The following is a 23,638-nucleotide window of genomic DNA, read 5'->3' as shown; positions in this document are numbered from 1 at the left end:
GGAGATGGAGTTGACGGCGCGGACCCCGATGGTCCGCGCCGCTTACGCAAGGAGCTTTCGCCATGGGCGCAGGACATGACCACAGCCATGCAACCGGGAACGAGCGTGCATTGAAAATCGCGCTCGCGCTGACCAGCACGTTTCTGCTCGCCGAGTTGATCGGCGGCATTTTGACCAAGAGCTTGGCGCTGATCTCCGATGCCGCGCATATGTTCACGGATGCCGCGGCACTGGCCATTGCGCTCGCAGCGATCCAGATCGGCAAGCGGCCGGCAGACAAGCAGCGGACGTTCGGGTACTACCGTTTTGAGATTCTGGCGGCGGCCTTCAATGCGCTGTTGCTGTTTGGGGTAGCGCTGTACATCCTCTACGAGGCATATCAGCGCTTGCGCGCGCCTGCCGAAGTGCAATCGTTGGGCATGCTGGGGATCGCCACCATCGGCCTCGTCGTCAACATCGTCAGCATGCGAGTTCTCGCAGGCGGCCGAGAACAGAGCCTCAACATCAAGGGGGCCTACCTGGAGGTCTGGAGCGATCTGCTGGGCTCGATCGGCGTCATTTTTGCGGCGATCGTTATCCGGTTCACCGGTTGGACCTGGGTCGATTCGGCTATCGCCGTGCTGATTGGGCTGTGGGTGCTGCCTCGCACCTGGATCCTGCTCAAATCCAGCATCAACATTCTGCTTGAAGGCGTGCCAGAGGATATCGACTTACCATCCGTGGAGCAGGCGCTGTTGACAATTCCCGGCGTTCGCAGCATGCACGACCTGCATGTGTGGTCCTTGACGAGCGGCAAGACCAGCTTGACGGTGCACTTGGTCAACGAACCCGCCGTCAATCCCGAACGCGACATTCTGCCGGTCGCCCGAGACCGGCTTGCCGAACGCTTCGGCATCACGCATATCACCATCCAGTTCGAACTGCGGCCGTGCGCGCAGGCGGATGCCGTGACGCATTTCCGGCCCAGCGAGCCTATTGCTGCTGCGACGAGCGGCCAACCCGACGAACGCCACGGTCATCAAGGACACTCTCATTGAAAATACTGGTCATCGAGGACGAGGCTCGAACCGCGGAATACCTGCTCAAGGGCCTGACTGAATCCGGATTTGTTGTCGATATTGCCGCAAACGGCATGGACGGGGCGCATCTCGCCAGCGAGGTGCGGTACGACCTGATCCTGCTGGATGTCATGCTGCCGGGTGCAGACGGCTGGAGCGTGATCAAGATGATCCGGCAGAAGAGTGATGTCCCGGTTCTGTTTCTGACGGCGCGGGATGACGTGGCCGATCGGGTACGTGGTTTCGAACTCGGCGCCGACGACTACTTGGTGAAGCCGTTCGCGTTTGCCGAACTGCTCGCCAGAATTCGCCGCTGCCTGCGGCAAAGCAGCGGTCGCGAATCCGAGCATCTGAGCGTCGGCGATCTCGATATCGATGTCCTTGGCCGCAAAGTCGTACGCGCCGGCGTCAAGGTGGAGTTGACCAGCCAGGAGTTCGTCCTGCTCCATCTGTTGGCTCGCCGCAGTGGGGAGGTGCTTTCCCGCACGTCCATCGCCTCGCACGTCTGGGATGTCAACTTCGATACCGACACGAACGTCGTGGACGTGGCGATACGCCGTCTTCGCGCCAAGCTCGATGAGCCGTTCGATACCAAACTGATCCATACCGTCCGGGGCATGGGTTATGTCCTTGATCCTCATCGCGGAAAATGAGACGTGGCGCGTTCACTGATCGGTCGGCTGACCTCGCTATTCTCGATCCTGGTCACGTTTGCGCTGGCTAGCATGGGGGCCTACGCCTACTACGCCCTGGATACTCAACTACGCTCGCGGGACGTAGAAATCATCGAGGCCAAGCTGACGCAGGTGAGCCACCTGGTCCGAGACGCTGGCAGCCTTGAGCAGACCGAGAAATTCGAACACAGCTTGTTCGATCTGGTCAGGGGATACGATGGTTTGACGTTGAGACTCCGAACACCGCAAGGCCGGCTCGTCTATCGAACGGCTGACGACCTGCCATCGGATTTCGATCAGGCGGCCACTGGGGTGGGAATTCATGACGACGGCACATGGATCATTGGAAAGCGCCTCGTCGAGGCGAGTGATGACGTACCGTTCGCCACGGTATCGGTGGCCAAGAGCGGTAACGATAGGCGCCAGGTGGTGACCCGACTGGGCAATAGCATTGTCGTCGGCATTCTGGTGGGCGCGGTTTTCACCGCGCTTCTGGGCGCCTTGATCACCCGACGAGAACTCAGGCCAGCACGGGCATTGATTCAGCAGGTGCACCGGATTAACGTCGAACGACTCAGCTACCGCATCGACGCCCCCAGTGCGCCAACGGAGGTCCACGAAATTGGCGTCGCATTCAATGCCATGCTGGAGCGACTGGAGTCGGGCTATGAGCGGTTGTATCGTTTTTCCGCCGATCTCGCGCACGATTTGCGCACGCCATTGAACAACCTGATCGGCCACACCGAGGTGGCGCTCTCGCGTGAACGAGAAGCAGCCGACTACGTGACCCTGCTGGAGGACAACCTGGCGGAGTATCAGCGCCTCTCGCGCATGATTGACTCTATGCTCTTCCTGGCACGCGCCGACGCGGCGACGGTCGAACTGGGTCGTGTGCCAATCGAGCTCAGCACCGAGTTGTCCAAGCTGGCGAGTTACTTTGCCGTGCTGGGTGAAGACAAGGGCGTGAAGATTGAGGTCTCGGTGTCCGGCAGCGTGAGTGCCGACCTGACCATGTTCCGGCGCGCCGTCGGCAACCTGCTCTCGAACGCGGTCCGCCATGCTGACAATGGCTCGGTCGTGAGCTTGAACTGTCAGCGTGACGAAGACTCTGTCACAGTGCACGTATTGAATCAGGGCGTCCCGATACCTGACAAGGATAGGGAACGCGTTTTTGATCGGTTCTATCGTGGCGACCAAGCGCGTTCCCACTCTGATCAGTCGACCGGTTTAGGGCTCGCCATCGTGAGATCTATCATGGAGTTGCATGCGGGCACTGCATCGGTCGCGACATTCCCTGGCAGCGTCACCCGGTTCTCACTCCGGTTTCCGTTCGTCGATTAGCGAGCTGGGTGCGCGTATAGCGAGGCTTGGCGTCTCGCATTTGACAAGCATGCGAGCCGGCCCGACAGATGCAAGACCAGCGGAGATTGGCTGCTGGGGCACCACCATACGTTGCCGTGGAAAGGTGAACGTTTTTGGGGTGTGGCACTTGGCATCTCGCCTAACGACGAACCGCGGCTACGCAAGGTGAGTTTTCGCGTTGCCGGCCGCAACGTACTGTCGCCTTCCGCCGTGAGACAGGTGAGCGCGGCCAGCATTTCGAGAATCGCGCTTTTCTGGAGTTTCGTACCGAAGGTTTGGACTGGAGCCCTATGTGAGAGGTTTCACACGTGATAATCCGCCATTATCACATGTGAGATTTCGACTCAAACCAATCACCTTGACGCGTCAATTAGGTACGTATATACATGGTACGTACCACAGTATCAAATTCTAACGCCATGGCCCGTGCCGGACTCAGTCGTCTTGACATTAAGCGTGCTCGCGATTCGCTGCTCGCCAAGGGACAACACCCCTCGATTGATGCGATACGTATCGCGCTGGGTAACACCGGCTCGAAGACGACGATCCACCGCTACCTGAAGGAACTGGAAGAAGAGGAAGGCGCGGCGCTCAAGCGGGCCGGCACCACCTCCGACGCCATCCTGGATCTGGTGGGCAGATTGGCGGCGCGCCTGCACGAAGAGGCGCAGGCGGTGGTCGACCAGCAGGTCACGGCCGCCACGGCACAGCGCCAGCAAGTCCGGGCAGAGGCCGACAAGCTGTCCGCAGATCTCGTCGCGCTTCGCGCCGAACTGGCGCAGGCTCATGCCACCATTGCCAAGGAGCGGGCCGCGCACAGCGACACGCAAGCGGCGCTACAGCAGCGCACCATCGAGGCGGAGCGCTCTGCGCAGCAGGTTCAGGACCTCACGGCCCGGCTGGCCGAACATGAAGGCTTCCGACGCTCACTGGAGGAAAAGCTGCAGCACGCCCACCAGGCGCTGGACCACTTCCGCAATGCTAGCAAGGAGCAGCGGGATCAGAACGCGCGCCGGCACGAGCAGCAGGTCCAGCAACTGCAGGCGGAAATCCGGCAGGCCAACCAGGCGCTGATCGTCAAGCAGGGAGAAATCACGCAGTTGAACAGGGATGGCGCGAGGCTGGTCGCCGAAGCCGGGGCCACAACGAAGCGTGCCCGCGAACTGGAAGCACGCGGCGAGCAAACACTGGCGGCGCTGAACCAAGCGCACGCCGACCACACGCGGGCGGAGACGGAACGGGATGTGTTGCGCGCGACGGTGCAGGTCCAGGCCGATGAGCTTGCGGCCTCGCGTGCGGAACGTGAGCAGACGGCGACGGAGTTGGCCAAGCTGGCAGCACGGCTCGAAGCCCAGCAGACGCTACTGGCTGACTACCGGGCGCAGCTCGGAGTAGCGGCGCCGGCGGCATGAAACCGCCAGATTCTGCATCAAAAGGACGACTGCCGCGAAATTGCTGAATTTCCAAGTCACTGATCTAAAAAGGAAATTCAGACGAAACCGCCAGATTTTGCGCGAAAAGGACGACTACCCCGTTCAGCGCGATCAACCTCGACCACGGCGAGCAGTTCTGCATCCATTAAGTCCCCACAACAGTTGGCGCGTGGTGTGGATCGCAACGTCATTTGACCCATTTTGACGCCCGCAGCGCGCAGCGAGCTTCACCGGCCGGCGAATCGCTGCTCTGTGCAGATCTACCCAAGCGAGAGTCGACGCTAGCGTTAGGCGATCAGGAATCGGTCCCGGTTCTTACCGATCCACGCAGGCGCCCGACCGCGCCCCGACCAAGTCGCCCCTGTTTTCGGATCCTGGTATTTCGGTGCCACAGGCGTTTTACCGTGCGCCTTCCGTACACGCTTCACCCCCAGATCCTCAACGGTGAGGTCATAGTCTTGCATGATTTGGCGGATCTGTTGAACGACCTGTTCCACCTCCGCCTTGCGCGCGGCTTCAATTTGCTCATCGAGAGCAGCCTTCTTGGCCATCAATTCTTTATAGGTTGCCATGGTGTTCCTAATTTATGCCGAATGTGAAAGAGGTGAGTTGAATCCTTGCCTGCCTCTTTTGCGCTCAATTAGCGCAGCAGCGAGACTACCAGCAATTGAGCCACCCGAGGGATCCAGGAAACCGGCACCCTGCCCTGCCCTCTTAGAATGTCCTCCAGCAGAGACATTGATTTGCGATTGGAAACTTCAGCCGTAGATCGCCAAAAAGGCTTTGGCTTTGCTATGCTTGACACGCGAAAAATCGCACTGTCATTCGCCATCCTTGGATGGTTAACTTTCTGAAAACTACTCACTCCATGGCGACGAAAACCAAGACCGCAGCAAAGAAAGCCGTACCGGCAAAGAAGGCAGCACCAGCAGCCAAACCAGCCGCCGCTACTGCGATCAAACCGTTGAAGGACACTTTCACGAAAGCCAGCCTGGTGAGCCACCTCGCTGAGAAGGCAGGAGTCGAAGCCAAGGCGGTCAAGTCCGTACTTCAGCATCTGGAGAACACCATCCTCGGCGCGGTCCACAAGAAGGGCGCTGGCGAGTTCTCGCTTCCCGGCCTCTTCAAGGTGACCTCCGTGAAGGTGCCGGCGACCAAGCGTCGTTTCGGCAAAAACCCGTTCACGGGTCAAGAGCAGTGGTTTGAAGCCAAGCCGGCCACTGTGCGCGTCAAGGTTCGCCCGCTGAAGAAGGTCAAGGACGCAGCGCTGTAAATCCATTGCAACAAGCTAACAATACGAACGGGAGGCTCTGCCTCCCGTTTTTTTATGGTGTTCGCTTGCATCCGCCTTATTCGTGCGATGCGACTGCCTCGCTATGCCAGCCTGGCAGATACGCGTCGTAGCGTGCGTGTTGACTTGCCAATCGAGGGTGGGCCCGAACCCATGCAAACAAGGCCTCCCCCGCCCGGGACTTGAAAAAGTAGTCCCGCCGTACCTGTTGCGCGACGAGCAGATGCGGGGGGAGCAACGCAATTCCAAAGGCCTCGCTCAGTTGTTTCACATCCGAATCTGAGAAGTCGGTCAGGTCTAGGCGAGGTTCGTTGTCGTACTTAACAAGCCACCATCCCTGGTTACGCGGACGATTCATAGGGTCGACGGGGGCGAATTTGCGCAATCCGCAGACCCCGAGAGCAACACCGCCCGATCGGCTCTTGCACGTGATGTACGGGCCGTCAGCGCTTATCAGCCCCTGGAACTCCAAGCCTCGAACAGACTCGTTGTGGAACATTCGATTGTTCACGCTTCCTCCCTTCCGTTTGTCAGCATGCACTCGATAGTGCACCACCGAAGCACAACTTCTAGCCCTTCCCGGCGAAGTTGCGAAACGAATCAAGCTTTTCTGGCTCTCGTCACTCAGAACTATCTGCGACTCCGGCGTGCGCTGCTAGATCCTCTAGCCAACTCCAATAACGCCGCCTATCCTGGGGCACGCTAGACATTCTGCGCGAGGCGGCCACTCTGGTGCCCTACACTCAGTCAATCAAGCGGATCTGGCCGAGTCGCTCTAGGCGGTCCCGATCGGCCTGATCGCTGTTCGCCGGCGCGACTGGATGGACGGTTCCGCAAACTGTGCAGACCCAGCTCTCGGTGGTGCGACAGGGCCCTAGCGATGTCTGGCCGCTGGTGTCGAGAACATGGTCCCGCAAGACCGTACAGGTAGTACAGGCAAGCCAGCGCGTGCGTGCTTTCATGGAATCCTAGAAAAGTCTGCCTACCTGATGATAGCCCGCACGCGCGCGCGCCAAAACCTTCTGTCGAGATTCACTGAATCTTGAACCGCTCGAACGTGAGATTGGGGACCTTCACTGCTGAATTGTTCAGCGAACGTGGAACTCTTGGTTCATTGAACATGGAAGTATCTGGTGGCCGGGTCGTTGAAATTGGCACTTTCAGGCGACCTTTTCCGTTTTCCGGCTCGGGCACCCATACCGCTGATACTCGCCGAATAGTTCCTCGCGGCAGGGCTCAATCTATAGCCCGACCATGCGCAAGTTTCTTGCGGGGGCTTTGTCTGAAAAGACAGCGGATCGTGCACTCGAATCTCTGAGGATTGCGGCCCCGCATGGCGCATCTGTGCTAATCTAAATCTACGCTTGGCAGAAAGCGTCCCGCTCGCATTGGGTTAGCCGCAACGGCACTGCCACTTAGTAATACCGCCTTTCATCCTGCTTCTTGTCGGGGTCGATGGTGAGCGAGCCGCCGCCGACCCTCATGCCAAGGAGCTGCCATGCGTCTATTCCCCGCTCATCTTCGCGAAGCCAAAGGCATGGCTCGCCGTCTTTTCGACGCCTTCACCGCCATGGAACTGCCAGGGAACTGGCGAAACCCTGGAACGCTTCAACCCAGCTTGCAGAAAACTCAAGAGTTCATGGCTACTGCAATGGGCTATGCGGGTTGGCGTGAGCTTTCAAGGGCGGTCCAGCAGCCACACGAGCCTGTCTATGTCGACACGGTTGATCCAGGCTCAGATGGGCAGACAATCCTTTTCGAGGTTGTGACGAAGCTCACTACGCTCTTGGGTCTAAGCGATGGAAATGGATCGGTCTACGACGCTGTCACGTCTGCGGGCGTGGGCTATTGGGGTCATGCCAAGATAAGGCCAATTCGCTATCATAAGCCCGCCAGTTATGTAGAAGTTTGCATGCATGCCTCTTGGTTATAAAGAGCCTCTGGATTTCCGCCTTTGCCGTCGGCTAGACTGGCCGGCCCTTCAGCGATTGTGGAGATCCCTGTATGGCCACCGTCGAGCGCACTGCCTACCCGCGTTTCCCAAAGGTCTTCTCCACGAAAGAGCTGCAGGCCTGCTACACGCCGACCGCTGAGGAGTTGGACTGGGCAACCCGCTCGACCCGCGGCCAGAGTCCGCGCCTAGGTCTCTTGGTGCTGCTCAAGATCTTCCAGCAACTGCACTATTTCCCCTATCTTGATGCGATTCCCACCGCCGTAGTCGATCACGTGCGAGTTTGCGCGGGGTTGGACCCCGATACGCCGTTCGGTTACGACCGCAAAGTCTCTCCCACGCTGTTCCGGCATTACGTCGTCGTGCGGCAATTCCTCGGCGTGCAACCCTACATTGGCACCGACGCCAATGAGGTCACCATCCGCGCTGCACGTGAAGCGGCCGAGACGATGGATCAGCCGGTGGACATTATCAACGCGACTATTGATGCGCTGATCTTGCAGCAGGTTGAACTGCCTGCGTTCTCAACGCTCGACACCATCGTCGAGCAAATCCATGCCCGCACCCAAAACGCAATGTTCAGGCGGGTCGCACGCCGGCTCTCTGAAGAGGATCGGCAGCGCCTGGACAAGCTTCTCACGCGCGAATTCGCCAACCGGCAGACCGCCTACAACAACATCAAGCGACATGCCCGGCGGCCCTCGCGCAAACACCTGAACCTGCTGATCGAGCATCTGGAGTGGTTGGATTCTTTTGGCGACCTATCCGGCGTCCTGGAAGGCGTGCCTGCCACCAAGCTACGTTCGCTGGCCAACCAGGCCATGGGCCTGGACGCAGCCAACCTCAAGGAAACGCTGCCTGAGAAGCGCTATACGTTGATCGTGGCCTTGCTTGCTCACATGCGCGTGCGCAGTCGCGACGATCTCGCCGAAATGTTTATCCGGCGTATGGGCGCGATCCACAAGCGGGCCCAGGACGAACTGGAATACATCCAGTCTCGCCAGCGCGCCAAGCTCGAAGGCCTTGTCACCGTGCTGGACGGTGTCGTCGATATCGTCGCCGATGGCGGTGACGATGCCCGAATCGGCGCGCAGGTGCGCAAGCTGTTGGCTCCCAATGGCGACCTGGAGCCCCTGCGCGAGCGCTGCGCCGAAGTGCGGGCTTTCAGCGGCAACAACTATCTGCCGCTGTTGTGGCGGCACTTCCGCGCCCACCGTTCGGTGATGTTGCGCCTCGCCCGCGTGTTGGAGTGGGAGTCGACCAGCCAATCACGCACGTTGTTAGCCGGGCTGGAGGTCGCGCTGGAAAACGAATCACTGCACCGGGAGTGGATCGCTGCTGAAGTCGATCTCAGTTTTGCCTCCGAGCGCTGGCGCAAGCTGGTCCGGCGAGCGCACCACGAGGGTCCGCCCACCAACCGGCGCTACTTGGAGTTGTGCGTGCTGTCCCACATGGTCAACGAGTTGCGCTCGGGTGATCTGTGCGTGGTGGGGTCAGACGCCTTTGCCGACTACCGGGGCCACCTGTTGCCGTGGCGCGAGTGCGAGCGGCGCTTGCCAGAGTACTGCGCCAAGCTGGATCTGCCGGCCAACGCGCAGGAGTTCGTCGCGCACCTCAAGCAGTGGCTGGCCGACGCCGCGCAGACGCTGGACAAAAGTTTTCCGGACAAGCGCCAGCACGTCACCATCAGCGCTGACGGCGAACCCTTACTCAAGCGCACCGCTGCGCGCGAAACTCCGCCCTCGGCCGTTGCCTTGCAGCAGGCGCTGATCCGCCGCATGCCGACGCGCAACCTGCTCGACGTGCTGGCCAATATCGAGCACTGGACCCAGTTCACCCGGCACTTCGGGCCGCTCTCCGGCAACGATCCTAAGATCCGCAACGCCGCCGAACGCTATCTGCTGACGATCTTCGCGATGGGTTGCAATCTCGGACCCACTCAAGCTGCGCGCCATATGGGCGATCGCGTCACCCCCCATATGATGTCGTTCGTCAACCGGCGGCACATGAGCCTGGAGAAGCTGGAGACCGCGCAGCGCGAGCTGATCGAGCTGTACCTGCGCCTGGATTTGCCTAAACACTGGGGCGACGGCAAAACGGTGGCCGCCGACGGTACCCAATACGACTTCTACGACAACAATCTGCTGGCCGGCTATCATTTTCGTTACCACAAGATGGGCGCCGTGGCTTACCGGCATGTGGCCGACAATTACATCGCGGTGTTTCGGCACTTCATCCCGCCTGGTGTGTGGGAAGCCATCTATGTCATCGAAGGGCTGCTCAAGGCCAACCTGAGCGTCGAGGCCGACACCGTGCACGCCGACACGCAGGGGCAGTCGGCGGCGGTCTTCGCTTTCACCCACTTGCTTGGCATCAATCTGATGCCCCGCATTCGCAACTGGAAGGAACTGGATCTGTACAAGCCCGATGCCGGCGTCAAATACAAGCACATCGATTCGTTGTTCTCGGCGGTGGTCGACTGGGATCTGATCGCTTTTCACTGGCAGGACCTGATGCAGGTGGCGCTGTCGATCCAGGCCGGCACCATCTCTTCGCCGCTGCTGCTGCGCAGATTGGGCTCGGAGAGCCGCAAGAACCGCCTCTACCTGGCCGCGCGAGAACTGGGCAACGTCGTGCGCACCGTGTACCTGCTCGAATGGGTCGGCAGTCGCGAGCTGCGCCAGGAAGTGACCGCCACCACCAACAAGATCGAGTCGTACAACGGCTTTGCGAAGTGGTTCTCGTTCGGTGGTGACGTGATCGCGGAAAACGAGCCCGAGGAGCAGCAGAAACGCCTGCGCTACAACGACCTGATCGCCTCGGCCGTGATCCTCCAGAACACCGCAGACCTGATGCAGGCCCTACGCACGATGGTCAGCGAGGGCATCAAAGTGAACGTCGCCGACATCGAATTCCTGAGTCCTTATCTGACCCACAACATCAAGCGCTTTGGTGACTACAAGCTGCACCTAGAGCGCGTACCGGAGGCCTGGATTCGCGATGGGTTGTTCGCGGGACCCGCCCGCGCTGTCCGCAGGGCTCGCCATGCCTGAGACCAAGACCCCCTACGGGGATGTCGACAGCGAAGCATTGCAGGGGCTCCGGCAGTCGTTCGATACCCGCACCATTCTGCATGCGGTGGAGTTGCTCGATGGGATTCGAGCACGATGCGCGCCGGACGGGTTGCGCGACGATCTGCTGCGCCTGCACGGCATGGCTCATACCGTGATTAACGACGCGAGCCTAGCCTACAGCACGGATGGACCGACACTGGTTGAACAAGTCGACGCGGTGCTGATGGAGCTTGGCGACTGGCTCGCGGCACTGGAGCGGATGCGCCAATCATTGGAGCCACTGGAACACCTGAGCCCAGCCGACTAGCCGAGCCATTCGGCCCGAAAGCCAACGTAGAAGGCGTCGCCACGCTTCGTTGGCCAGCTCATGGTGGCGCCTTCGATGCGCTGGCTGCCATGGCGATTTGCCCGTTTTCGTGGGTGATGCCGGCAGCCGCCGCGCGTGGAGCATGCCATCGAGAATTGGGTACGCTCAGTTCCAGCCAAGCCGGTGGCTGGCTTGCGTTGCCTGGTGGCGTGCGTCATCTTCCGCGTGGAGGTAGACACTCGTCGTGGCGAGCGACGCATGGCCGAAGTTGTCACGCACGAAGCGCAGGTCCACCTGTTGGTCGGACATGTGCGAGCCGGCCGTGTGGCGCAGCCAGTGGGACGATGCGCTGGCGAGCACGTCAGCCTGCGCGCCAAACTCGGGACCCTGTGCACGCACGCGGTCGGCCGCGAGCTTGAACACCTCCTTGACGATCAGGTGAATCGCCGCGCGCGATAACGGCTTTTCCGGGCCGATCACGGGCAGCAGCAAAGGGCGTGTTTCGCCGATCTGCGGTGACGGCGGCAGGCCGCAGATGCGCCGATAGCGCGCCAGCTCCGCGATCAGTTCATCGGTGGCGGGCACCAGGCGCGTCTTGCCGCCTTTGCCGTGCACCTCGATCCACCAGCGCTCGACGCCCGCCGCGTCCCGGCGAGAGAACACGGCGCCCATGCGCGTGGAGGCGATTTCCGCTAAGCGCAGGCCGGCCAAATACAGCACGGAGAACAACCACCGGCAACGGGCCGCGTGCAGCCGGTCGCGTTCCGTCGCGACGGGCAGGGTTTCGATCGTGGCTTTGACGATGTCCCAATGCGCATGCGTGAGGTAGCGCGTCACGCGCGGGGCTGTCTTGGCGCTGCGACGGCGCGCGAGCGAGAGCGGATTCCCGGCGAGGTATCCGGCTTGCACCAGCCAGGCGAAGAGCGCGTTGAGGATCGTCATCGCATGCCGCACGCTCGTGGGCGACAGTGGACCGGCGAAGGGGCGCCAGTCGGGCGAGCTTCTCGCCAGCTTCTTGCGTGAGGCCATCACCCAACGCCAAGCTGGCTGCGGGTCGGCCAGGAAGCGCTCGTAGAGCAGCAGGTCCTCGTGGGTGAGTGAAGACAGCGGCTTGCCGTGCTGGAGAATCGCCCACAGTATCAGGCGTTCGGCTTCCTTGCGGTAGGTGGCGACCGTGCCGGGCACGCCGGCATAGCGGGCGAGCCACGCAGCCACGGCGGCCAGGTCGTCATCCGCCGTGATTTGGCGGCTCGCTTCGCGTGCGCGGTTGGCGCCGTGAAGGCCCGAGAGCGCTGGCGGGATGCGCAACTGCTCGATGGCCACCGCGGGACCGTTGAACGATGGAACGGGATGGGTCATCGATGCAGGGCCGCCGTCCTAGCGTGCGGGCGTTTCACCACTCGAAGTCCGGCCAGTCTTCGTCGCTGTCGACGAAGGCGGTGGGTGGGATGACATCGGGGCGCAACGTGATATCCGACTTGGCCAAGATCCCGTACATCGGGTCGAACGTCGCCATCACCTTGGGCAGCATCTTGAGGCGCTGTTTGGGCGGCAGTGCAATGAAGTACCGGCAGCGGCTATCGAGCACGCTGTCTAGGTGGACATAGGTGGCGCTCGCAGCGGACCGCGTGCGGTGGATGACTTCATCGGCCAACACCGGCGTGGCGGCGCGCACCGCCGATTCGACCACGTGCTCCAGCTCGAACATGATCGACTGGTCCAGCTTGTTGGTCGGGATGAAGGCCATGGCCTGGCGCAGCACCCCGACTTGCGTCAGGAGTACGGGCCACAGGACTTCGACGCCGTAGATACGGCAACGGTCGTCCTTGGTATCGCCGCGTTGGTCCACGCTGCGCTGCCCCGAATAGGCTTTGCGCACGTCGTACGCCAAGCCGAGCACGAAGCCTTCCTTGTCCTCGATGTAGACGCTTTCCTGCACGACGTAGTGGATGAAGCCGTGCAGGCGCTCCAGCGCCGCGAAATCCCACCACAATGCGACGCCGGCATGGTTCGGCGTCAGTCGGTACTCCAGCATGGTCTTGCTCCCTGTTATCGGTCTTCGCGGGTGTGCCACAGCCGCAGCAGGTAAATGCTCTCGCCCCGGATCTCGTAGCGCATTTCATACTGGCCGACGAGCATGCGCCGCACTTCGCGCGGTTCGAACTGGAACAGTTGCTCGCCCACGCGCGGGTTGGTCAGCAGGATTTCTGGCGCCTTGACCAAAGCCTGCACCGCGCGCGCGGCGGCCGGCCTGTTCACCGGCGCGAGAAACTCATACAGGCGCGTGAGGTCTTCCTGCGCCTTGCTGGTCCACTGCAGTTCCATCAGCGCGGCACCGGCTCACCGGCACCCAGGCTGTCCGCCCAGGCCTGCACGGCCTGGTGGCCAATGACGCGGCCGGCGTCCACGTCGGCCAGCGCCTCGCGGGTGAGGCGGTCGCGCTCCTCTTCCTGGGCGATCCAGGCCGACAGTGCCTGTTTCATGATCCAGCCGCGCGAGCGTTCGAGGCGGTCGGCCAACTGGTCCACCTTCTCGGCCAGCGGCACTGGGACATGTGCGGTCAATACGCGGGTTTCGGCTTTGGACATGGCGTCCTCCTGAAATCGGGTCAATGCAGCGGAGTGCTGGGCCTGCCGCCGTCAACGAAACTTGATCGTGCCGGAGCCAGCCACGTGGTCGTCCCAGCGCAGCGGGTTGCCCCGCACGACGATGTCACCCGAGCCGGCCACGCGGGCGCGCACCTCGGTCCGCACGAAGGCGTCAATGTCGCCGGAACCCGCCACCGACAGGTCGGCCGACTCGGCGATCAGCGCACTGGCATCGACATCGCCAGAGCCCACGACCTGCACGTGCAAGCGGGCGACGTGGCCGCTGGCGGTGATATCGCCCGAACCCGGGATTTCCAGGTCCAAGGCGTCTTGCTGCAGATCGAGCAAGGTGACATCGCCGCTGCCCTTGATCTTGATCGCCGGGAACTCGGGCAGCGCGATGCCGACCACCGCGCGCGGCTGGTGCAGGGAAATGGCCGGCCCGGTGGGCTTGCCGTTCACGATGTCGCCCAAGACCACCGAGCCGACCGTGCCGTGGAAGGTCATGTGGCTGCTGCCGAAGCGGATCGACACGCCTTCGCGCTCGATCACCAGTTTGTCGCCTTTGTAGGCGGTCCGGACCGAGGTCACCGCATCCGCCGTTTCGCCGGCAACGACCAGCGTTGGCGTGTCCGCGCGCCGGAACACCATGTCGACCGAGCCTTTGACGACGATCTTGCGGATCGGCTGCAGGGGACGCTCCTCCTTGAAGGCGGCTTCAAGGCGATCCCAGCCGGTACCGGTGGAGGGCATATCGGAGAGATTCATGAGGTTCGGCGTCATCCAATCATGTCGATTAGAAACCAATCATAGTGATTCAACGTAGGACAATCAACCGCCTGCGAGGTCACCTCGGGCGAGGCGTATTGTGCGGGGCCAGTGCGCAGTATAGTCTAGACAGAAGCGTACTTATGTCTCAAGTTTGTACTTGAAATTATGAAATCACGCGGTTTACGGCATATTATTGACTCATTCGAACTGAAATCCAGGCCCGTCATGACGCTTGACCCCGCATCCACCGCCGAAGACCAAGCGCTGCAGGCCGATATCGCGGCGCTGCGCGGCCGTTTCACCGAGACGCGGGAGCTGTACCGCGAAGTCTGCGCGCTGCTGTTTTTCCGCTATGGCGTCACACCGACGGCCAACAAGCTCTACAGTCTGGTGCGCAAGGGCAGCATGAGCACACCTTCCCACGTGCTGAACCGGTTCTGGCAGGACCTGCGCGACAAAACACGGGTGACGATCGACCACCCAGATCTCCCCGAGGCCTTGAAGCAGGTTGCCGCCGAGGCAGTGTTGGCCATCTGGCAAGCGGCCTCGTCCGCGGCGGCCACCGAACTGGCCGCACTGCGGGCCGAAGCGCGCCACCAGGCGCACGCCGCCGAAGCCGCGCGCGACCAAGCCACTGCGGAAAGCGAAACCGCGCGACAAGCGACCGCGGTCATTCAGGCACAGCTGGACTCGGTGCGCGGGCAGCTTGCCGCGCTTCAAGAAATGCTGTCTGCTGAGCGCCAGGGCCACGCAGCAACCGAAGCGCGTCTGCAGGAGACCCGCCGGCAGTTGGACGAGGCGGCACAGCAGCTCACACAGGCTCGGGTTGAATTTGGCGCGCAGCTCGATCGTGAGCGGGCCCGCGCGGATGCAGCAGAAGAGCGTGCCGCCAGCCACGAGAAACGTGCGTTGCGCGAGATCGACCAGGAGCGCACCGCCCGTCAGAAAAGCGACAAGCTGGCCGATGAGCTACGTGCGCAGGTTGTGGCCGCGCGTACCGCGATGCAAGAAAGCGCCGTGACACATGCCAATGCGATCGGCACGTTGCGCATGGAACTGGGCGCAGTGCGGCAGCAGGCGGAGGGAGCCGCCACGCGGCAGCGTGAAACGGCCGAAGAACTGGTGCAGACCCAGTCGTTGCTGGAGGAGGCGCTACGGCGGGCTGAGCGCGCCGAAACCGAAGCGGAAACAACGCGCCGGCTGGTGAGCGAGTTGAAGAAGGCAACACCAGGACGCGTTGGCCAGCGGACGAAAGCGCCGTGATCCTTAATTACTGAAACGTATGATTCGCGCCGCCTTCATTACTTGAAGGCTTATGATAGCGAACTGGCCTCATCTTGGCATGACCCCCTATTCTCCGAGAATGCGCCAGCGCCAGTTGGAAAACAGCACCCCTTGGGGAATCGCGATCGGTGAGCCCGAGGAACTCGTACCCGGAATCCGGCACGTCTACACAGCCTCCCACGGTGGCCTACTCCTGTCCCCTCAGCGGAACAGTTCGATGCCGCCCCATCTACGCTTACCGGATGGCGCCTATGCGGATAGCGGCGAATTCCATCTTGTCACGATTGCATTCGCCGAAGAGGCGGAGGCAATGGAGTCCTCTATACGCGATGCGCTCCATTATCTGGGGCTGATCGATCCTTATGACAGGAGCCTGGTACGCGCGCTGGAGTTGCTGAACAGGAGCAGGAGTGACCAGGATTACTTCGCCATCCACTTTCCCACGGAGGCGGCACTCTCCGAAAGCGACTTGGAGGAGGAGATCATTGCGTATCTAGTGCATTGCGTGCGAACGAACACGCTCCCAATCCGCTTTCCCGGCGAGACAGGCGACGCCGACGAGAACGAACGCTTTCAAGCGAAGTACGACCGCTACAGCCTCGCAAGGTGGGTACAGACCTACCAGGGAATTCCGACTGTTGACGGCCGCTGGCCCACGCGCCCGGGGCCCTGGTACCAGCACTGGGCCTGGCAAGAGCGCTTGCATGAGGCTGACGCCGAGCAAGAGCACCGCTTTTCCCCAGGGCCTCGGGTCGATTAGTCATCGCGCGGACCCGCGTGCCGTGTAGACCGGTCGCATTTTCTCAACCACCACTCCCCTGCCCTTCCGGGCAACGGGAAGAGGATTGAATGCACGGGTCGAGCCGCTGCCTCCACAAGGTGTCCTTGGTATAGCAGCCACCGAGCGCCTAGACTGTATTTCAAGGACTCCGCGTGCGACTTTCCCTTCGTCAACCGCATTGCTGTGGACTTGATTGCGCGAGGGCGCAATTTTTTAGGGTGAAACCAAGGGATACATAGGTGTTACTATGTACCCCTTCACAAAATACGTGAAGTTAGGCTGTTTTTGAACGCGCCTCACCCTCCCCGGCCGCCAGCCCTTGGCCAGCAAGGCCCCGCACCGGTCCGAGCCGGCGCCGGCCGAGCGGGGTCGGCGCCACGAACACCCCCAGACCGACCCACAGCGAACCCGCATGCCGACGAACGACGACCGCGAGACCACCGCCAACCGCCCGGGCGCCCTGCCCGCCGACGCGACGGTCGAGGACGTGACCTTTCGCGAGGTGGCCACGCCGGCAGCGCCTGCTGATGGCCAGGCACCGGCCGCTGCCCGAGCGGCCCCGGAGCGACGGCGCATCGGCCTGCACCACATTGCGTTCTTCCGCACCTACCTGGAGGGGCTGGACCTCGCTGACGCGGCCGACCGCTACCTGGATTTCGGGCGCGACACGCCGCGCGCGCGCCGCACCCAGCGCTGGCTGCTCGACGAGTTGGTCGCGGCCGCCCGCAAGCACAAGGATTTCGCCACCGCGCGCCTCCTGAAGATCCGCCCGGCCGCGATCGCGCCGCTGGAGGCGGCGCCAGTCACGCCCGGTGCCCAGCCCAAGCGGCAAGCGCCGTCGCTGGACGACTTCGCCGCCGAACGCGACCCGGACGGGTTCTACACCGAGGCCGAGCTGCTCGAGCTCTTTACGGCCGAGTTTCCCGCCGGCGGCGAGAGCGAGGATCCGGCCGAGGCCGCGGTGCGCCGCCGGCAGGAACGCAACGCCCGGTTGCGCGCCAAGCAACTGGTCGCGCTGGCGGAGTTGGAGCGCCTGCTGGTGGAAGTGCCCAAGCCCGAGCACCACGTGCTGGGCTGGTTCGACGTGTCGATCGCTCTCAAGCTCGCCGACGTCGGCCTCAACACCCTCCGAGGTCTGGTGCAGGCCGTCAATGCGGCCGGCTACCGCTGGTACCGCAACGTGCCGCGCCTCGGCGAAAAGGGTGCCGGCCGCATCACCGCCTGGCTGGAAGCCAATGGGCAGGCGCTCGGCATGCCGGTGGCGCCGACCGCCCTGGCCCGCCCGCCGCGCTGGGGCCAGCCGGTGGTGCTGGAGCGCGCGCCGTCGACGTCGGTCGCGCCGTTGGAGTACTTCGTGCTGCCACGCGCGCTGGACGGCAGCCTCGGCACCAACCGCGACCTGGACTCGCGCAACAAGACCGAGGCGCACGACGACAAGGCGGCGATCCTCTGGTGGCTAGGCAAGTACGCCGGCAACGCCAACACGCTGGCGCGCTACCGCACCGAGGCCGAGCGGCTGCTGCTGTGGGCCGTCCTGCAGAAGGGCAAGGCGCTCTCTAGCCTGTCGATCGCGGACTGCAACGAGTACGTGAACACCTTCCTGCCGGCACCGACCCCGACGTCGACCTGGATCATGGAGCGGGTCGAAGCGCGCTCGCACCCGCTGTGGCGGCCGTTTCGCAAGGGCTTGGGCTACAAGAGCCGCGACCTGGCCCTGCAGGCGCTCAAGAGCCTGTGCGAGTCGCTCACGCGCGCCCACTACCTCGACTTCAACCCGTTTGCAGAGGTGCGCCTTTCGCGGCAGATGCGCCTGGCCGAGGATGGCACGCCAGCGGAGCCGGAGACCGTCACCAGCCGCATCCATACCGAACGCAGTCTCACCCACGACGAATGGCAGTTCGCCATGCGCTTCTTGCGCGGCTTGCCAGCGGAGACGCCCGCCACCCAGCGCATTCGCTTCATCCTGACCTTCGCCTATGGCACCGGTTTGCGCCGGGCAGAGCTGGCCGGCGCGCGCACCGGGCACATCACCCGCACGTACGCGGGGCCCGAGCTGGGCACCATCACGGTCCTACGGGTGATCGGCAAGGGCGGCAAGGAACGCTTCATCCCACTGTCGCCGCGCCTGCTGCAGGCGCTGTCCGCGTACCTGGTCTACCGCGGTCTGCCGGCGGATCCGCAGGCCTGCCCGGCCGGCACGCCGCTCATCCCGGCACTGCAGGACAAGCGCGAACTGCAACTCAAGCGTCTGAAGCCGGCAGGTGCAGAGGCCGTCGTGCCCGCGGACCGTACCGAGAAGGCCGTCACGCTGGCCAAGCTGTACAACGCGGTGAAGCGCTTTTTCGACAATGCTGCGGCCGCCGCTCACCTGGAAGCGCCCGAATTCGCAGACGCGTTCTCGCGGGCAACCACACACTGGCTGCGCCATACGTTCGGCTCGCACGCCGTGGCCGGCGGGATGGCGTTGGAAACCGCGCGCCAGTTCCTGGGGCACGCGTCGATCAGCACGACGGGCATCTACTCGGTCGCCGACATTGCCCGCCAGTACCGAGAGGTCGATGCCTTCATCGAATCGTCGTTTGGCACGTAGGCGCCCTACCCGGCTTCTGCATAGCAACGCGCTTTCTATTGCCGACACAAGTCGACGAAAGACACGCGCCCCAAGGAAACTTTGCCTCCCTACCCCAGGGTAATGCCACGCTGGTTCAGGGTGCACAGTGGCGCTTCCCGCCCGTAGCTCTGGACAAGTCGCGCACGAAAAAGAGTCACGCGCGCTTGCGCTTCTTCCCTGACCTCTCTTGACCGCCCATCGTTCAGCGTTGGCCAAAAGCGTTCCTATCTGGGTTTTCCAATGGCAGCTGCATTTTGGGCGGATCGAAGATCCGCCTCAGTCCCGACTTATGGGCGCTAAAGCGTATATAACCCAACATGGGGGTCACGCAGAACAAGGGTGCGCGAACGCGCACTGAGGCGCCGGCCACTCTGTGGGAGACGAACATCTATGGCCAGCCAACCTGCGCAGATTTAGGGTGGATTTCCGTGCACACCCCAGCACTCTTTGCCCTGAAAGCGACACGCTGATTCAGGGTAAGCAGTCGGCAAACGCGGCCAGCACACTGTTGCCGAGGTGCCGGCGGCCAGCGGCCATTCCCTCCGAACGAAGATTCGGGGTGAATCTAAATCGACCGGTTCCGAGTGCGCGAAGAATCGGGGTGCGAATCTGCCGTCGGCGCGCAGCAGCGCCATGCACTGGTTGCGATGCTGCCAACCGCGGCTACAGGCTCGAGCGGTGCGGCAGCCGGAGCCATGCCCCTTCCACCCTGATTCTGCGTACCCTGAATCTTCGTGCCCCTTTGGGCGGCAAAAACAAGCGCAAGCGCCACCCTGATTCTGCGCAATTGAGCGTTCCCGCTCTACCTCCCACAATGGCAGACACTCTATATATGGGCGGCCTGCCAACCACCACCGCAAGGGCCTTCAGGGACGATGCCCACCCTGAATCTGCGCTTCGGGTGGGATAGCATGCCGGCCATACCGCGCATGGACGTGGCCCGCTTGAGCAGATCAATGACCTTAGAATGGCCTCAGCCGGACCGATTGCTCATCAGAAAAACCCGTTAACAATCCGATAGTTGCGCCGGAATCCACCCTGAATCTGCATTGCCGCTACCTCCTAGGCCAATGCGGACGGTGAGGCAAGTGGCAGACCAGTCCGATTGAGCAATACACGCAGATCCAGGGTGGAAATGCGCCGTACGGCCTTCATGCCGATCCGGACCTCGAGACGCCAGGTACGCCGCCGTCGACCTCTGGTAGGCCCTAGAACCTCAGCTCCAGCATGCCTTGAAGGCGATTTGCGAAGATTCAGGGTGACTCTGGGCGCAGATTCAGGGTGGGAAAGGCTCTGTGGCCGCGAGCTCGATATCGACGCAAGGGCGCTCTGTGGACAAACCTGTGCATTGTGAAAGTTGTCCACAAAGATTCAGGGTGGGCCGGCGAAGAATCAGGGTGCGGAAAGCATGCTTGTCCAAGCAGATTCAGGGTGTACCTACGCAGATTCAGGGAGAGAGAACGCTGATTCAGGGTTGAGGGTGCCCGCAAACCTAGACGGGACAACGGTTCGCGGGCACCGCATATATGTTGGCATTTATCTTCTGTATCTAAGACTTTCTATATCTCTCAACTAGTTGAGGTCGCCCGGCCCGGGGACAACTTTGAAAAACCAAAGTTGCCCCCCGCCCAGCGCGCCCGCGAACACGATGTAGAAAAAAAACGACCAAAACCCCAGTTTCACCCTGAATCTGCGTTACACCGAGATCGAAGAGCGTGTAGATTTCCCCAAACGTTCCGGTACCGGAGCTCACATGAACAACGAAGATTCCAAGAAGCCCTCCCAACTCGTCTTAGTGCCCCGAGATTCCACGTCGGAGAGCAAGCGCGCTCGGGAGCGACGCTTCACCGCTTTGTATGAAGAAGCCTTGGCAATCGAGGCGGAAGATGCAAAGAAGGCTGGCCAAATTGGGTTCGTGGCCAAGTGGATGGTGCACGCCACTCTTCCGTATGTGCAGCCTAAGAACAATCCGCCCGCATGGGGGCGAAATAGCGGTAAGGTCAGCCTGCTAATTCAACCCGGCCACTACATGAAACGGGTGGAGACGATTGTCCGCGGCAAGCCGAAAATCACCCAGGAGGCAGTGTCCATTGGGTATCCGTACGGCGCATACCCGCGCCTGATCCTGGCTTGGATTGCGACCGAGGTTGCGAAAACAGGTGAGCGCGAACTGGTTCTCGGCAACTCACTCAGTGAGTTCATGAGCAACATCGGCAGAGAACATGTGTCAGGGGGATCCCGAGGCAATATCACCTTGATGCGCAACCAGATGCAGCGGTTGTTTTCCGCCAATATCGCGGTGACGAGTGATCCGGATGCGGTGGCTTGGCAGACTGATGGCTTTCGCATTGTGGACAACGCGAACATCGAGATTTGGTGGAATCCGCACAACCCTGACCAAGGCTCACTCTGGCAGTCTCGGCTTCGTTTGACCGAGCGGTTCCATGAGACGCTGTCGAAGAGCCCGGTTCCAGTCGACCTGCGGATTGTGAAGGCATTGTCTCGATCCGCAATGGCGATCGACATCTACTGCTGGTTGACTTATCGATACGCGATTATGGACAAGTCGACCAAGATTCCATGGGAAGCTCTGATGCTGCAGTTCGGCTCTGAGTCGTCACCTCACAAGTTCAAGGAAAACTTCCTCAAAAACCTGAAGGATGTGAAGGAAGTCTACCGCGACGCGAAGCTCGACTACGACAAATCGGGCATTCTCTTGCTCCCGTCGCGCCCCTCGGTGCCTAAGCGAATCGCCTAGGGCTGCACAATATCTGCCCCCAGCGATTCCTGATGGGAAGTAGTTCTTGACTTTGCTGGCGAACTGAAAAAGAATACCCACGTGCCGAACACCGGCATCGAGCAGCTGGAACTCGCACCATTTCGAGCCTCACTTCTACGCAAGCCTCTACGCGGATGAAGATTTGGGAAATGCAGTGGCTTGCATTCCCCAAGCTTTCATCCAAGTCCCTCTGGGCTTGTCTTGCTCTCCTTGGTTGCAAGCAGCAGGATTTCGAACACGTTCGCGTGTCCCGTTTTTCCCGCGAGATCCTTTGTGATCTTGCTCGTCCCTTTGTGGACGGCTTGCTACTCCGGTAGCCTCGAGAACTTCACCGTTCTCCTGTCTCGGCATCGCCTTTTCAGCGATTTGTCGTCTTGTTGTGCCTCGGTTCTGGTAGCTGTCCGATTCGATCGGCTGTTGCTCGTTCCGTTTTTCTTTCAACCCGCGCGGGGACTCGATTCCCTCGTGGGGACGATGTCTTCGCATTCTCCTTTGGAGATTGTCATGTCGAACGTCGTCCTGTCTGAACGCGCCCTGCGTCGCCAAGCCATTTCGGAAGCTCACAGCCATCTCCTGGAGGTGGCTGCAAAGCAACCGAAGACGCTCCTCGAAAACTTCCGCATGTATCCGTCCCTTGTGGGCGATCTGGCATGCTTGGAAGAAGTCGTGGAGATTCTCGTGGAACAGGGATTTGGTAAGCAGCTCGAGCTGCTGTGTGATGCGCCTGGTATCGGGCGCTACGCGAGTACCGTCATCTCTCGCGTGGTTCTGTTTGCGACCAAGGCTTCTGCTTAATCGCACACAGTTCCTCTTTGCCAATCAGCGCTGGGGGTTCCGCTATGCGGAGTCTTCCAGTCTGATAGGCATGTGGTCGCAAGCTTTCGACGCAGTAATGCGCCACAAGCGAGTCCACCGTGCCATCCGGCACTTGTTGTTTCTCACCCATCGGGGCCTACTCCCCGCTGGGGGGCAGGCTTCGAAACATCTTTGGAGCCTAGCATGTTGAACATCGAATCCCGTTCGTCTGCAGTTGCCATCTTGGCCGTCGTCGTCCAGCTGTTTGCCGCCCTCTACTTCCTGACCATTCCGGTCAGCAGTTCGGTGCTGCGTCATCAGCTGGGTGTGCTCGCGTTCTCCATGATCGTGATCGGTCTGCTGTGGCTCTTCGCCAAAGCAAACGAGTCGGTCCCGTCTGCACGGGCCTATCGTCCCGCCTACTGATTTGGTGGGGCATGGACGAGCAAAGTGGCTCGCTTGGAACGTACCTGGCGACAGGTTCTACCAGCTAGCCTTATTGCTCGCATGGATCTGGCCTTGATTTGAACTTCGGTTCGGTCTGGATCAGTTCCCCTTCTGCCAGTCGTGCAAGAAGTTCCGCATCTGCGGATCCTTCTTGCGCGGCCAGCAGTTGGTAATGCTCTGCTGTTTTTAGCAAGGCCTTGTTGTACTCCTCCACCGACTTCGGTGTTGTCTGGTCACCAGAAATCGTCTGAAAGCGCTCAGTTTCCTCTGGCGTCAAGCGCAGAACCTTCCCCAATCGCAGCATCCCCCCCTCCCCTTCTCCGGCAAAACTATTCAGTGATGCTTCAACCAATCTAGGTGCGCTAGTCGGCGCAACTAGGTAGTCCCGTGCTGTTGTATTACGCAACTCTTGCTGCAGGCTCTAATTCGTAT

The 23,638-nt window shown here is 61.4% G+C and carries 21 protein-coding genes; 14 read left to right on the top strand and 7 right to left on the bottom strand.

What is annotated here, in order from left to right; translation table 11 throughout:
- The first annotated feature begins 62 nt into the window (after positions 1 to 62).
- The 4 genes from DOD19_RS26840 to DOD19_RS26825 all read left to right on the top strand — a co-directional run bounded on the left by DOD19_RS26840 (position 63) and on the right by DOD19_RS26825 (position 4,506).
- On the top strand, positions 63 to 1,037 hold the full coding sequence (locus DOD19_RS26840) for a cation diffusion facilitator family transporter (protein WP_009240708.1): 975 nt from the start codon (positions 63 to 65) through the stop codon (positions 1,035 to 1,037).
- The gene (locus tag DOD19_RS26835; RefSeq protein ID WP_009240707.1) at positions 1,034 to 1,711 is read left to right on the top strand and encodes a heavy metal response regulator transcription factor; all 678 of its coding nucleotides are present in this window, start codon (positions 1,034 to 1,036) and stop codon (positions 1,709 to 1,711) included. The genes DOD19_RS26840 and DOD19_RS26835 overlap by 4 nt, the downstream gene beginning before the upstream one ends.
- Before the next feature lie 3 nt (positions 1,712 to 1,714).
- On the top strand, positions 1,715 to 3,073 hold the full coding sequence (locus tag DOD19_RS26830; protein WP_024979378.1) for a heavy metal sensor histidine kinase: 1,359 nt from the start codon (positions 1,715 to 1,717) through the stop codon (positions 3,071 to 3,073).
- Positions 3,074 to 3,513: 440 nt separating this feature from the next.
- Positions 3,514 to 4,506, top strand: a complete 993-nt coding sequence (locus DOD19_RS26825) for a DNA-binding protein (protein ID WP_024979379.1) — start codon at positions 3,514 to 3,516, stop codon at positions 4,504 to 4,506.
- A gap of 308 nt (positions 4,507 to 4,814) precedes the next feature.
- Here DOD19_RS26825 and DOD19_RS26820 read toward each other — a convergent pair whose 3' ends face one another.
- Positions 4,815 to 5,099: an H-NS histone family protein gene (locus DOD19_RS26820; RefSeq protein WP_024979380.1), complete on the bottom strand. Its 285-nt coding sequence runs from the start codon at positions 5,097 to 5,099 to the stop codon at positions 4,815 to 4,817.
- 296 nt (positions 5,100 to 5,395) lie between these two features.
- Here DOD19_RS26820 and DOD19_RS26815 point away from each other — a divergent pair, with 296 nt between their 5' ends.
- The 4 genes from DOD19_RS26815 (at position 5,396) to tnpC (ending at position 11,150) form a co-directional block, all read left to right on the top strand.
- Positions 5,396 to 5,800, top strand: a complete 405-nt coding sequence (locus DOD19_RS26815; RefSeq protein WP_024979381.1) for an HU family DNA-binding protein — start codon at positions 5,396 to 5,398, stop codon at positions 5,798 to 5,800.
- A gap of 1,516 nt (positions 5,801 to 7,316) precedes the next feature.
- Positions 7,317 to 7,751, top strand: a complete 435-nt coding sequence (locus DOD19_RS26800; protein WP_112189069.1) for a hypothetical protein — start codon at positions 7,317 to 7,319, stop codon at positions 7,749 to 7,751.
- A gap of 71 nt (positions 7,752 to 7,822) precedes the next feature.
- Positions 7,823 to 10,822, top strand: coding sequence for a Tn3 family transposase (locus DOD19_RS26795; protein ID WP_004637366.1), 3,000 nt, complete (start codon positions 7,823 to 7,825; stop codon positions 10,820 to 10,822).
- Positions 10,815 to 11,150, top strand: a complete 336-nt coding sequence (tnpC, locus tag DOD19_RS26790) for a Tn3 family transposase post-transcriptional regulator TnpC (RefSeq protein WP_012430353.1) — start codon at positions 10,815 to 10,817, stop codon at positions 11,148 to 11,150. The genes DOD19_RS26795 and tnpC overlap by 8 nt, the downstream gene beginning before the upstream one ends.
- A 165-nt stretch (positions 11,151 to 11,315) precedes the next feature.
- Here tnpC and DOD19_RS26785 read toward each other — a convergent pair whose 3' ends face one another.
- The 5 genes from DOD19_RS26785 to DOD19_RS26765 are packed head-to-tail and all read right to left on the bottom strand — an operon-like array spanning position 11,316 to position 14,506.
- Positions 11,316 to 12,509 carry a tyrosine-type recombinase/integrase gene (locus tag DOD19_RS26785; protein WP_004637351.1) on the bottom strand — a complete coding sequence of 398 codons (1,194 nt, stop codon included), beginning with the start codon at positions 12,507 to 12,509 and terminating at the stop codon, positions 11,316 to 11,318.
- A gap of 34 nt (positions 12,510 to 12,543) precedes the next feature.
- Positions 12,544 to 13,185 (bottom strand): hypothetical protein, encoded by a 642-nt coding sequence (locus DOD19_RS26780; RefSeq protein ID WP_004637349.1) that lies wholly within the window; start codon positions 13,183 to 13,185, stop codon positions 12,544 to 12,546.
- 14 nt (positions 13,186 to 13,199) lie between these two features.
- A complete protein-coding gene (locus DOD19_RS26775) occupies positions 13,200 to 13,475 on the bottom strand; it encodes a type II toxin-antitoxin system RelE/ParE family toxin (protein ID WP_004637348.1) in 276 nt (91 codons plus the stop codon).
- Positions 13,475 to 13,738 (bottom strand): ribbon-helix-helix domain-containing protein, encoded by a 264-nt coding sequence (locus DOD19_RS26770; RefSeq protein ID WP_004637345.1) that lies wholly within the window; start codon positions 13,736 to 13,738, stop codon positions 13,475 to 13,477. The genes DOD19_RS26775 and DOD19_RS26770 overlap by 1 nt, the downstream gene beginning before the upstream one ends.
- A gap of 51 nt (positions 13,739 to 13,789) precedes the next feature.
- Entirely contained in the window at positions 13,790 to 14,506 is a 717-nt protein-coding gene (locus DOD19_RS26765; protein WP_238563858.1) for a head GIN domain-containing protein, read from the bottom strand.
- Between the two features lie 228 nt (positions 14,507 to 14,734).
- On the opposite strand from DOD19_RS26765, the gene DOD19_RS26760 reads away from it, so the two are divergent.
- The 6 genes from DOD19_RS26760 (at position 14,735) to DOD19_RS26735 (ending at position 23,185) form a co-directional block, all read left to right on the top strand.
- On the top strand, positions 14,735 to 15,772 hold the full coding sequence (locus DOD19_RS26760; protein WP_004637342.1) for a DNA-binding protein: 1,038 nt from the start codon (positions 14,735 to 14,737) through the stop codon (positions 15,770 to 15,772).
- A gap of 238 nt (positions 15,773 to 16,010) precedes the next feature.
- Entirely contained in the window at positions 16,011 to 16,553 is a 543-nt protein-coding gene (locus tag DOD19_RS26755; protein ID WP_112189067.1) for a hypothetical protein, read from the top strand.
- A gap of 433 nt (positions 16,554 to 16,986) precedes the next feature.
- A complete protein-coding gene (locus DOD19_RS26750; RefSeq protein WP_024979385.1) occupies positions 16,987 to 19,164 on the top strand; it encodes a phage integrase family protein in 2,178 nt (725 codons plus the stop codon).
- A 1,774-nt stretch (positions 19,165 to 20,938) separates the two neighbouring features.
- The gene (locus DOD19_RS26745; protein WP_024979386.1) at positions 20,939 to 21,943 is read left to right on the top strand and encodes a replication protein RepA; all 1,005 of its coding nucleotides are present in this window, start codon (positions 20,939 to 20,941) and stop codon (positions 21,941 to 21,943) included.
- Positions 21,944 to 22,468: 525 nt separating this feature from the next.
- Entirely contained in the window at positions 22,469 to 22,759 is a 291-nt protein-coding gene (locus tag DOD19_RS26740) for a hypothetical protein (protein WP_004630160.1), read from the top strand.
- A 204-nt stretch (positions 22,760 to 22,963) separates the two neighbouring features.
- Positions 22,964 to 23,185, top strand: coding sequence for a hypothetical protein (locus DOD19_RS26735; protein WP_024979387.1), 222 nt, complete (start codon positions 22,964 to 22,966; stop codon positions 23,183 to 23,185).
- Between the two features lie 70 nt (positions 23,186 to 23,255).
- Here the strand turns inward: DOD19_RS26735 and DOD19_RS26730 are convergent, their stop codons facing one another.
- On the bottom strand, positions 23,256 to 23,558 hold the full coding sequence (locus tag DOD19_RS26730) for a hypothetical protein (protein WP_231973571.1): 303 nt from the start codon (positions 23,556 to 23,558) through the stop codon (positions 23,256 to 23,258).
- Between the last annotated feature and the right edge of the window lie 80 nt (positions 23,559 to 23,638).

This window comes from Ralstonia sp. GX3-BWBA (assembly GCF_003290055.1).
Classification (GTDB): domain Bacteria; phylum Pseudomonadota; class Gammaproteobacteria; order Burkholderiales; family Burkholderiaceae; genus Ralstonia; species Ralstonia holmesii.
The sequence above is the reverse complement of the archived record's forward strand: the minus strand, read 5'-3'. Positions and strand labels throughout refer to the sequence as shown.

What these genes read in the sequence shown, in the direction of transcription:
- DOD19_RS26785 (WP_004637351.1), bottom strand. Translation starts at nt 12,509, where the DNA reads ATGACCCATCCCGTTCCATCGTTCAACGGTCCCGCGGTGGCCATCGAG.
- DOD19_RS26795 (WP_004637366.1), top strand. Translation starts at nt 7,823, where the DNA reads ATGGCCACCGTCGAGCGCACTGCCTACCCGCGTTTCCCAAAGGTCTTC.
- DOD19_RS26775 (WP_004637348.1), bottom strand. Translation starts at nt 13,475, where the DNA reads ATGGAACTGCAGTGGACCAGCAAGGCGCAGGAAGACCTCACGCGCCTG.
- DOD19_RS26740 (WP_004630160.1), top strand. Translation starts at nt 22,469, where the DNA reads ATGTCGAACGTCGTCCTGTCTGAACGCGCCCTGCGTCGCCAAGCCATT.
- DOD19_RS26755 (WP_112189067.1), top strand. Translation starts at nt 16,011, where the DNA reads ATGCCGCCCCATCTACGCTTACCGGATGGCGCCTATGCGGATAGCGGC.
- DOD19_RS26735 (WP_024979387.1), top strand. Translation starts at nt 22,964, where the DNA reads ATGTTGAACATCGAATCCCGTTCGTCTGCAGTTGCCATCTTGGCCGTC.
- DOD19_RS26820 (WP_024979380.1), bottom strand. Translation starts at nt 5,099, where the DNA reads ATGGCAACCTATAAAGAATTGATGGCCAAGAAGGCTGCTCTCGATGAG.
- DOD19_RS26750 (WP_024979385.1), top strand. Translation starts at nt 16,987, where the DNA reads ATGCCGACGAACGACGACCGCGAGACCACCGCCAACCGCCCGGGCGCC.
- DOD19_RS26840 (WP_009240708.1), top strand. Translation starts at nt 63, where the DNA reads ATGGGCGCAGGACATGACCACAGCCATGCAACCGGGAACGAGCGTGCA.
- DOD19_RS26800 (WP_112189069.1), top strand. Translation starts at nt 7,317, where the DNA reads ATGCGTCTATTCCCCGCTCATCTTCGCGAAGCCAAAGGCATGGCTCGC.
- DOD19_RS26770 (WP_004637345.1), bottom strand. Translation starts at nt 13,738, where the DNA reads ATGTCCAAAGCCGAAACCCGCGTATTGACCGCACATGTCCCAGTGCCG.
- DOD19_RS26815 (WP_024979381.1), top strand. Translation starts at nt 5,396, where the DNA reads ATGGCGACGAAAACCAAGACCGCAGCAAAGAAAGCCGTACCGGCAAAG.
- DOD19_RS26760 (WP_004637342.1), top strand. Translation starts at nt 14,735, where the DNA reads ATGACGCTTGACCCCGCATCCACCGCCGAAGACCAAGCGCTGCAGGCC.
- DOD19_RS26745 (WP_024979386.1), top strand. Translation starts at nt 20,939, where the DNA reads ATGAACAACGAAGATTCCAAGAAGCCCTCCCAACTCGTCTTAGTGCCC.
- DOD19_RS26780 (WP_004637349.1), bottom strand. Translation starts at nt 13,185, where the DNA reads ATGCTGGAGTACCGACTGACGCCGAACCATGCCGGCGTCGCATTGTGG.
- DOD19_RS26765 (WP_238563858.1), bottom strand. Translation starts at nt 14,506, where the DNA reads ATGAATCTCTCCGATATGCCCTCCACCGGTACCGGCTGGGATCGCCTT.
- DOD19_RS26825 (WP_024979379.1), top strand. Translation starts at nt 3,514, where the DNA reads ATGGCCCGTGCCGGACTCAGTCGTCTTGACATTAAGCGTGCTCGCGAT.
- tnpC (WP_012430353.1), top strand. Translation starts at nt 10,815, where the DNA reads ATGCCTGAGACCAAGACCCCCTACGGGGATGTCGACAGCGAAGCATTG.